The following is a 9612-nucleotide window of genomic DNA, read 5'->3' on the forward strand; positions in this document are numbered from 1 at the left end:
GCCTCGGGGGCCGCGCCCGGTGTCAGACCGGCAGGAGGCGGGCGATCAGCTCGCCGAGGCGGCGGGCGTTGCGGCAGGAGTGCATCTCCACCACGCCCGCGTAGACGAGGGCGGCGGAGTCGCCGGTCGGCCAGAGCGAGGGCTGCTCGGGGTTGAGCCAGAACACCCGGCGGGCCCGGTCGGCGATCCGGCGCAGCGCGTCCGGGTTGGGGTCGCGGTGGTTGTTCCTGGCGTCGCCGAGGACCAGCACGCAGGTGCGCGGGCCGACGGCGTCCAGGTGCCGTTCGGCGAACTCCCCGAGTGCGGAGCCGTAGTCGCTGTTGCCGTGGTAGCCCGTGACCTCGGCCTCGGCGAGGATCCGGGCGGCCAGGCGTGCCGGGTCGTCGCCGCCGCGCAGCAGGCCGGTCACCTCGGCGGTGTGGTTGACGAAGGCGAACACCCGGACCTTGCTGAACTGTTCGCCCATCGCCTGCACCAGCAGCATGGTGAAGTCGGCGAAGCCCGCCACCGAGCCGGAGACGTCGCACAGCAGCACCAGCTCCGGGCGGGCCGGGCGGCGCCGCCGGTACGCGGGGCGCAGCGGCACCCCGCCGGTGCCCAGCGAGCGACGCAGGGTGCGGCGCAGGTCGATCTCGCCGCGGGCGGCTCGGCGGCGGCGGGCGGCCAGCCGGGTGGCCAGCTTGCGGGCCAACGGGTGGACGGTGCGGCGCAGTTCGGCGAGCTGGTCGCGGCCGGCGTAGAGGAAGTCGACCCGGTCGGCGGTGGGGGCGACGGCGCGTTCGGCGATCCGCTCGGGGCCGCGCAGCTCGGCGACCCGGCGGCGGGCCTCGCCGGCGGCCATGGCGCGGAAGTCCCGGATGCGGCGGCGGATCTCGTCGGCGAGCACCCGGTCGGAGAGGTCCCGGTCGGCGGGGCCCCGGGCGCCGGGCCGCTCGCGCAGGGCGGCGAGGACGCGGGCGAGCAGCGTCTCGGGGGCGAGCCGGCCGAGCGCCTGCTGGGCGGACCAGCCGCCGGAGCCGGGGGAGCCCCCGCTGCCGGGGGAGCCTCCGGTGCCGTACCGGCCGAAGGCCTCGATCAGCTCGCCGGCCAGCCGGGCCTGGGCGGCGCGGTCGTCGGCGGCCAGCGCGGCGGCGAGGCGCTCGCGCAGCTGCTCGCGCAGCGGGTCGGGGCGGCCGAAGCGCGGCGGTTCGGGGTCGTCGGGGACGGGCGGCGGGTCGGCCCGGACGGCCTCCGGGGTGCCGACACCGAGCGGGAAGAACAGGTCGAAGGCGGCGTCGTAGACGGTCCGTTGGGCCTCCGAGCGGAGCAGGGCGGCGGCCAGGCCGGCCCGTATCTGCTCGCGGTCGGCGAAGCCGAGGACGTCCAGGACGGCGGCGGCGTCCACCGTCTCGGCCGGGCCGATCCGCAGGCCGTGCCCGCGCAGGGCGCGGACCAGGCCGGTGAGGCGGGCGGCGGTGTCGGCCTCCCGGGGCGTCGTCATGCGAGGGTGAGCTTCTGGGCGGCCTTGCGGACGTCGTCCTGGTGCTTGAGGATCACGCCGAGGGTGTCCCGGACGACCGTCTCGTCCAGGGTGCCGGCGCCGAGCGCCAGCAGGGTGCGGGCCCAGTCGATGGTCTCGGCGACGGACGGGGCCTTGCGCAGCTCCATCGCGCGCAGCGCGCCGACCACCCGGACCAGCGACTCGGCCAGCGTCTCGTCCAGTCCGGGCACCTTGAGCCGGACGATGCGGCGCTCCAACTCGGCCTCGGGGTAGTCGAGGTGGAGGAAGAGGCAGCGGCGGCGCAGCGCCTCGGAGAGCTCGCGGGTGGCGTTCGAGGTGAGCAGCACGAAGGGGCGGCGCTCGGCGGTGATGGTGCCCAGCTCGGGGACGGTGACCTGGAAGTCGCTGAGCACCTCCAGCAGCAGCGCCTCCACCTCGACGTCGGCCTTGTCCATCTCGTCGATCAGCAGCACGGTCGGCTCCTCGCCGCGGATCGCGGTGAGCAGCGGGCGGGCGAGCAGGAACTCCTCGCCGAAGATGTCGGTGCGGGCCTCCTGCCAGCCCTCGTCGCGGCCGGCGGTGATCCGCAGCAGCTGCTTGGCGTGGTTCCACTCGTAGAGCGCGCGGGCCTCGTCGATGCCCTCGTAGCACTGGAGCCGGACCAGCCGGGCGCGGCCGATCGCCGCCACCGCCTTGGCGAGTTCGGTCTTGCCGACCCCGGCCGGGCCCTCGACCAGCAGCGGCTTGCCGAGCCGGTCGGCGAGGAAGACGGTGGTGGCCACGGAGGTGGAGGCCAGGTAGCCGGTGGCGGCCAACTGCTCGGCGGCGTCCGCCACCGAGGTGAAGAAGCCCGTGCCGTGCCCGCCGTTGTCGCTCATCCGTCTGCCCCGTTCCGGTTCGCCGTCTCCGTGCGGCGCCACCCTACCGGCCGGTCACTTCGCTGTCTCGGGGGCGGGCGTCCGGGGTCGGGGGCGGGCGTTCCGGTTCGGGGACGGGTCCGGTGCAGCGGCGTACGGCCCGGTGAGGGTGCCGTACGCCGCCGTCGTCAGGACGGGCCGCGGGGGCCCCGGCGTCAGTTGACGAAGAGCGCCGGGCTGCCGGCGACGGAGCTGTCGAGGACCGGGCCGTAGGTGGCGCTGAAGTAGCCCGTCGAGAAGCACAGGCTCGGCCCGGACACCAGGGCGAACGGCTGGCCGGCGAAGCCGATGGTGTTGCCGGTGTTCGAGGTGGTGCCGTTGATCCCGGTGCTGTTCTGGTAGTTGCAGCTGATGCTGCCCAGGATGGTGTTGAGCACCACGGTGGTGCCCATCACGCCGGCCGCGCCGGGGGTGAGCTTGACCGGGTTGCCAGGGGCGTCGCTGACCGTGTTGGTGAACGGCAGGCTGGTGACCGTGACGCTCTTGACGCCGGTGACACCGATGACGTTGGAGGTGCAGGAGCCGAAGGTCTGGGTGTCGAGCCGCTCGACGGCGCTGCCCGGCGCGGCCGGGTTGGCGGTGACGGTCGCCGAGAAGGAGGAGGCGGCACACTTGACGCCGGTCGACCCGGTGGCGCTGTTGTTGAAGTTCGCGGTGGTGCCGGAGACCAGGTTGGCGGTCAGCACGTCGCCGACGGCGACGTCCGGGCCGCTCGGACTTCCGGTGGTCAGGACCGCGCCGGCGGCCTGGGCGGGGGTCACGGCCGCGCCGGTGAGGGCGAGTGCGGCCAGGGCGGCGGTGGCGAGGGTGCGGCTGATGCGCATGAGGGTACCTCTCTCCGTCCGGTGGACGGGGGTGGGGGAAACCCGGCGTGCGGGTGTGGTGGTGTGCACGACGGGGGAGGGGCATGGCGGGTGCCGGAGGCTTCGCACCGGAGACGTCGTACCGTTCCCCGGGTCGCTCTCCGGGCCGCGCTCCGGTCTTCACACCGGATGCCTCGGCCCATGCCGAGGGCGGGCGGGCCCGGCGCCACGGGCCCGTCCGTGCGGTACGGCGGTGCGGACGTACGCGAGGGTGGGCGTACGGCGGTGCGGTGGAACTGCGGTGGTACGGCGGTGCGGTGGAGCTGCGGTGCGGCCTTGCGTGTGGCCTTGCGTACGGACGGCGGCGTGGAACACTGCGGCACCGCGCCGTTCGGTCGGGGACGTGCGGTGCCGTCGGGGCCCTCGACGACTGCCACCGTCGCGGTCCCGTCCCCGCCGTGGTCCCGTGGCCCGGGCTTTCGCCCCGGTCCGCGGAGCCCCCGGAGGTCCGGCCGGTGGGCGCCTGCTGGCCCGCCGGTTGGAAACCTGTCAGTGTTGTAAACCCGGTGTTCCATCAATGTCAATACAGGACACAGGAGTTGGTGATGGATCGGAAACACCTCCGCGGAGCCGACGTGGTCCTGCTGCCGGGTGCCCGGACCGGCCGCGATCCGGCCCGCTCGATCAAGCCGGGCCCGCGCCGGCTGCCCGCCGGCGTGGTCGCCGCGACCCAGCGCGATCGACTCCTGGACGGGCTGGTGCGGACCGTCGCCGAGCGCGGCTACCAGCACGCGACGATCAGCGACATCTGCCGCGCGGCGGGCGTGACCAGGCCGGTCTTCTACGAGCTGTTCAACGGCAAGGAGGACGCCTTCCTGGCCGCGCACCGGCACGGCACCGGCGTGGTGATCCGGCGGATGGCGGCGGCCTTCGCGGCCGAATCCGACTGGTGCCGGGGCATCCGGAAGGCGCTCGGCGTGATGCTGCAACTGCTGGCGGGGACACCGGCGTTCGCCACGATGGCGGTGATCGAGATCGAGGCGGTCGGTCCGGCCGGCCGCCGGGAGCGGGCCCAACTGCTGACCAGGTTCCGCTCGTTCTTCGCCGAGGTGCCCCAACTTCCGGGCGGGGTCGGGTCGAAGGAGATGGTGGACGCCGTGGTCGGCGGCGTCTACAGCGCGATCTACCGGCGGATCGACTCCGGCCGGACCGAACAACTACTGGAGCTCCTGCCGCTGTTGAGCCTGTTCTGCCTGTCGCCCTTCCTCGGCCCGGCGGAAGCGGCCGAGCGGCTGGGGGTGCGGGACTGGCCGAAGCGGGTCGCGGATTGGTGAAGATCCTTCGTGCACCTGTATTGACCCGGCCAATACCGGGCAGTAGCTTCCCAGTTACCTACCGGCGCCGACCGGTCCGCCCCGCTGCCGAGGGGCGGACAGCCCGGTCGGGCCGGGGAACGCTGTCCGCGCCAGGACAACGTGCCAAGTGCCTGCACACCCATTCCACCCACAGGGAGCACACACATGGCCATGTCCGAGGACGCCGCCACGGCGGCCGAGACCCCGCAGACGCCGAGCGGACCGAGAAGAGGACGGGTCCGGCTGAAGCGCAGCGCCCTGATGGCCGTACCGGCCATCGCGGCCGGTGGCGTCCTGATGGCGCTCACCGCCCAGGGCGTGCTCGCCGCCCAGTTCTCCATCTCCGGCATGCCGTTCACCATCACCGCCGACAAGCTGGACGGCGAGGGCTTCGCCCAGTTCGGCTCGCTGGACTCGATGATCCCCGACAGCCCCAACGCGGGCTCCACCGGCGGCCAGGTGCTGGTCGCGGTGTCGGCGATCAAGAAGGCCGAGATCACCAACCTGTGCCAGAGCGTCGACCTCGGCGGCATCAACCTGGTGATCCACGCGGGCGACGGCGGCACCCCCGTCACCGCCTCCGACCTCACCACCGACTCCGACATGCTGTCCGGCGACGCGGAGTTCAAGAACATCGAGATCGGCGGCGACGCCAGCACGTACACCAAGGCCGGCCCGGTCGGGAAGGGCAACCCCGGCGTGTTCGGCCAGCAGGCCGACCACGTCACGCTGACCCACCTGAACCAGCACAACTACGCGAGCACCGCCGTCGGGTTCAAACTGCCGAACCTGCGGCTGAGCTTCAGCTCCACGGGCTGCTGAGCATGGCGGAGTCCGTACCGGAGCCGGCCGGCACCGGCGAGGGCACCGCGGCACGGGCCGAGGGGGTGGCCGCCGAGGGGACGGCGGCCGCGCCCGCCCAGGCCGTGGCGGCCCCCGTCGCCGAGCCCGCCGCACGCCCGGTCACACGCGACTGGCGGGGCCGGCGACCGTTCTGGGGCGGGCTGCTGGTGACACTCGGCGGCGCCGAGGTCCTGTTCACCCTGAAGGCCCCGCTGCCCGTCATCCTGCACATCGGGATGCAGGGGCTGGCCGGTTACCTGGTGCCCGCGGTGATGCTGCTGTGCGGCCTGCTGATCCTGTTCAACCCGGCGCAGCGGCTGTTCTACTCCATCCTCGCCGTGCTGGCCTCGCTGGCCAGCTGGGTCACCTCCAACCTGGGCGGCTTCGTGATCGGGATGCTGCTCGGGGTGGTCGGTGCCTGTCTCACCTTCGGGTGGCTGCCCGACCAGCCGCTGCGCCAGGGCCGGCAGCGGCGGCTGGAGCGCCGGGAGGCGCGCCGGGCAGGGGTCTGACGACGGCGGTGCCCCGGGTCCTGGTGGTAGGAGAGCACCGGGGCGCGGGGCACCCTTCCGTCCTGCCCGCCCGTTCCGGGGGTGCGTGCGCGCGATGGGGCCCGTGCGCGGTGGGGGTCCGTGCGCGCGGTGGCCGAAAAGCGTCCCGGTCCGGACGTACCACCGCAAGGGGTCGTTGGTCCCGGGTCTCTCCGGGGCGATCGGCCCTTCTCGTGTCCGGCGGCCCGGCAGTTCACTGGGCGGGACATGGACAACAGCAGCAGCATGAGCACTGGCACCGCCACCGCCACCGCCACCGCCGAGTACGACCGCCTGATCGCCCGCCATCACGCGATGCGCCTGCGACGCCAACTCCTCGCCCCCTCCACCTCGGCCGGCGGCGACCTCGGGTGCAACGCGTACGGGGAGGAGGGCGGCTACGACGGCGCCGCGGACCAGCACGTCATCCGGCGCGACCTCGACCTGATCTCCCCGCTCGCGGACCTGATCGACCACCTCTACGCGGTGATGTTCAGCCACCGCCCGTACCTGCGACCGCTCTTCCCCGCCTCGATGGAGTTCCAGCAGCTCCACCTGGAACGGATCTTCCACCATCTCATCGACCACCTCGACCGCCCGGCCGAACTGGAGCAGACGCTCCGCCAACTCGGCCGCGACCACCGGAAACTGGGTGTCCGGCCGGTGCACTACGAGGCCTTCGAGGAGGCCCTGTGTGCGGCCGTCCGGCACCGGGCCGGCGAGCGCTGGACGGAGGAGCTGGAGGGCGCCTGGGTGCGGATGCTGCGCTTCGCCGTCGGCGCGATGGTGGCCGGCGCCGACTCCGCGCTCACCGAACCCCCGTACTGGCACGCCGTGGTGACCGGCCACGAGCGCCGCCGCCCCGACCTCGCCGTGCTGCGGGTGCGCACCGGCGAACCGTACCCGTACCGGGCCGGGCAGTACGGCACCGTCGAACACCCGGCGCTGCCGCACACCTGGCGGCAGTACTCGATGGGCTGCGCCCCGCGCGCCGACAACGAGCTGGAGTTCCACGTCCGCCGCACCGCCCCCGGCGGGGTCAGCGCCGCCCTGGTCGAGCACACCGGCATCGGCGACCGGCTGCGCCTCGGCCCGCCGCGCGGCAGCCTGCTGCCCGACGGCGACGCCCGCGACCTGCTGCTGGTCGCGGGCGGCACCGGCCTCGCCCCGATGAAGGCGATCATCGAGCAGCAGACCGCCCACCGGCCGACCGGCCGCCGGGTCCACCTCTTCGTCGGCGCCCGGGACCGCCGGGACCTCTACGACTGGCAGTCGCTGTCCGAACTCGGCCTGCACAAGCCGTGGTTGACCGTCACCCCGGTCACCGTCGGCGAACTCGCCGACGCCGTCGCGACGGCCGGGGACTGGCGCGAGCACCTGGCCTGCGTCACCGGGCCGGCCGGCATGGTCGGCTCCGTCCGCACCCGGCTGACGGCGGCGGGGCTGCCGTCGGCGCAGGTGCGGTTCGACCAGGCGCTGTTCCGGTGACGCCCGCCTGACCGGTGACGCCCGCCCGTCCGGTCGGGTCGGCTCAGCTGGTGAGGACCGCTCAGCGGAAGCAGTAGGAGTCGGAGGAGGCGTCGCCGCCCGCCAGGTGGGTCTGGTGGACGCGCAGGCCCCGGAAGTCGGCGCCGTGCGGGAAGAAGCGCTCGTCGACGCTCAGCCCGCCGGCCTCCGGGTCGGCGTCCAGCTTGACCATCCAGGGCTCGATGCCGTCCGGGTAGAACTGGTCGTCCCAGGCGCCGTAGAGCGAGTTGGTGAGGTAGACCCGCCGGCCGTCCCGGCTGATCTCCACCATCTGCGGCGCCCCGCTCAGCGGACGGCCGGGCTCGGCCGGGTGCGGGGTGCGGGCGGTGATCCCGCCGAGCCGCACCGAGCCGGCCAGCCGGGGGTGGAACGGGTCCGAGACGTCGTACTGGAACAGCTCGCCGGTGCCCCAGGCCGACACGTAGAGCCAGCGGTCGTCCACCGACAGGTTGATGTCGGTGACCAGCGGCGGCACCGCGCCGAACGGCCGCAGCGCGGGCGGCAGGTCCTCGGCCGCGGCCGGCTCGGCGGGGATCTCGATCACCTTGCGCGCGGTGAACGCCGGCCCGTCCCGGTACCAGAGCCAGACCGAGGAGGACAGGTCCTCGACGTTGGTGACCACCCCGGCGAACCCCCACTCCGCCTGCGGGTCGTGCGCCGGGCGCAGCTCCAGCACCATCTGGTACTGGTCGCCGAGGTCCACCCGCTGGAGGTGGCGGCCGGAGTCCAGCTCCCAGAAGTGCAGCGCGTGGCCGTACTTGCGCCCGAGCAGGAGCTCCGGCACCACCCCGCCCTCGACCATCGACGGGGTGCCCCACTCGCTGGTGATGCCCACGTTGGTGCCCAGGTGCCACCAGACGTCGTAGGCGAAGTGCTGCGGCCCGCGCTCGGTCTCCCAGGCGCGCAGCACCTCGAAGGTGGTGTGGTCGAGCAGCGCCACCCCGCCCGGGCCGTCGTTGCCCTCGCCGCCGCCCAGGCAGGACAGGAAGACGCCGTCGGGGCCGCAGTGCAGGGTGTGCGGGCGCGAGTAGCCCGCCTTGGCGGCGAGCTCCTTCGCCTCCACCGTCTTGACCAGCCGCGGGCGGACCGGGTCGGGGTAGGTGTCCATGACGTGCAGCCGGGAGGAGCGCAGCCCCGGCAGCAGCAGGTAGCGCCGCTCCGGGTTCTCGTGGCAGGCGTGGGCGAGGGCGCTGGAGCAGGCGTTCCAGCCGAAGTGGTGCAACTCGTCGCCGAGCGTGGGAAGTTCGGCGAAGTTCAGGACCTTCCCGTAGCTCGCCGAGTCCGGATCGGTGTCGACGCTCAGCAACGCGTCCGGCCGCCGCCCCGACCGGTCGAACCCGGCCACGTACGCCAGCCTCTCCGGCGGGGCGGCGATCGCCTCGGCGGCCGAACGGTAGAGCGACGGATCGGTGTGCCCGTGCTGCATGCAAACTCCCCAACTCGCCTGGTCTGTCCCGGAAGCGTTCCACAGAACCACCGGCGCACAGCAGGCGCACGAGGGGCGGGCGACTACGCTCACGGGGTGCACAACAGCATTCGCGGGGGGACCTTCCACGCCCCGGTCGTCCAGGCGGACACGGCGCACGTCACGGTCACCGCGCGCCCGCCCACGATCGCGGGGCTGCCGCCGGTCACCTCCGCCCTCACCGGACGCGACCAGGACCTCGCCGAACTCCGCGCCCTGCTGGCCCCGGACGGCCCGTCGACGGTGACGGTCACCGGCCTCGGCGGCATCGGCAAGACCACCCTCGCGCTCGCCGCCGGCCACGCGCTGCTCGGCGAGGGCCACTACTCCGCCGCCCTCTTCGTCGACCTCCGCGGCTACGACGAGACCCCGGTCGAGGCCGGACAGGCCCTCGACACCCTGCTCCGGGCCCTCGGCGTCCCCGCCGAACACATCCCACCGGAGCGGGAGAGCCGCGCCACCCTCTACCGCGCCCGACTGGAGCAGCACGGCGGCGGCGTCCTCGTCATCGCCGACAACGCCTCCGCCGCCGACCAGGTCCGCCCCCTCCAGCCACCGCCCGCCACCCACCACCGCCTCCTGGTCACCTCCCGCGAAACCACCGCCGGGCCCTCCTCGTGCTTGGTGGAGCGCACGGCACGGTCGGAGTCCTTGCCGACCAGCTCGACCAGCTCCTCGCGCAGCAGCGCGCG

Annotated in this window: 9 protein-coding genes; 5 read left to right on the forward strand and 4 right to left on the reverse strand. The window is 73.9% G+C overall.

Translation table 11 applies throughout. The features are described from left to right. Positions 1–22: 22 nt before the first annotated feature. The 3 genes from ACFU7Z_RS28545 to ACFU7Z_RS28555 all read right to left on the reverse strand — a co-directional run bounded on the left by ACFU7Z_RS28545 (position 23) and on the right by ACFU7Z_RS28555 (position 3221). The gene (locus ACFU7Z_RS28545; RefSeq protein WP_380780561.1) at positions 23–1480 is read right to left on the reverse strand and encodes a VWA domain-containing protein; all 1458 of its coding nucleotides are present in this window, start codon (positions 1478–1480) and stop codon (positions 23–25) included. Next, positions 1477–2358 (reverse strand): AAA family ATPase, encoded by an 882-nt coding sequence (locus tag ACFU7Z_RS28550; RefSeq protein ID WP_380780564.1) that lies wholly within the window; start codon positions 2356–2358, stop codon positions 1477–1479. Before ACFU7Z_RS28550 ends, ACFU7Z_RS28545 begins: the two co-directional genes overlap by 4 nt. A gap of 194 nt (positions 2359–2552) precedes the next feature. Continuing rightward, complete coding sequence (locus ACFU7Z_RS28555; RefSeq protein ID WP_049650670.1) at positions 2553–3221, reverse strand: hypothetical protein; 669 nt, start codon at positions 3219–3221, stop codon at positions 2553–2555. Between the two features lie 584 nt (positions 3222–3805). Here ACFU7Z_RS28555 and ACFU7Z_RS28560 point away from each other — a divergent pair. The 4 genes from ACFU7Z_RS28560 to ACFU7Z_RS28575 all read left to right on the forward strand — a co-directional run bounded on the left by ACFU7Z_RS28560 (position 3806) and on the right by ACFU7Z_RS28575 (position 7416). Continuing rightward, positions 3806–4534 (forward strand): TetR/AcrR family transcriptional regulator, encoded by a 729-nt coding sequence (locus tag ACFU7Z_RS28560; RefSeq protein WP_049650671.1) that lies wholly within the window; start codon positions 3806–3808, stop codon positions 4532–4534. A 186-nt stretch (positions 4535–4720) separates the two neighbouring features. Continuing rightward, on the forward strand, positions 4721–5377 hold the full coding sequence (locus ACFU7Z_RS28565) for a DUF6230 family protein (RefSeq protein WP_049650672.1): 657 nt from the start codon (positions 4721–4723) through the stop codon (positions 5375–5377). A 2-nt stretch (positions 5378–5379) separates the two neighbouring features. Then, positions 5380–5910, forward strand: coding sequence for a DUF6114 domain-containing protein (locus ACFU7Z_RS28570; protein WP_241852985.1), 531 nt, complete (start codon positions 5380–5382; stop codon positions 5908–5910). A 264-nt stretch (positions 5911–6174) separates the two neighbouring features. Next, entirely contained in the window at positions 6175–7416 is a 1242-nt protein-coding gene (locus tag ACFU7Z_RS28575; RefSeq protein ID WP_380780567.1) for a globin domain-containing protein, read from the forward strand. A 61-nt stretch (positions 7417–7477) separates the two neighbouring features. Here ACFU7Z_RS28575 and ACFU7Z_RS28580 read toward each other — a convergent pair whose 3' ends face one another. Further along, entirely contained in the window at positions 7478–8881 is a 1404-nt protein-coding gene (locus tag ACFU7Z_RS28580; protein ID WP_380780570.1) for a selenium-binding protein SBP56-related protein, read from the reverse strand. Between the two features lie 96 nt (positions 8882–8977). On the opposite strand from ACFU7Z_RS28580, the gene ACFU7Z_RS28585 reads away from it, so the two are divergent. Next, a partial coding sequence (locus tag ACFU7Z_RS28585) for an AAA family ATPase (protein ID WP_380780572.1) occupies positions 8978–9612 on the forward strand: 635 nt, incomplete at its 3' end.

This window comes from Kitasatospora sp. NPDC057518, from assembly GCF_042802075.1.
In the GTDB taxonomy this organism is placed as follows: Bacteria; Actinomycetota; Actinomycetes; order Streptomycetales; family Streptomycetaceae; genus Kitasatospora.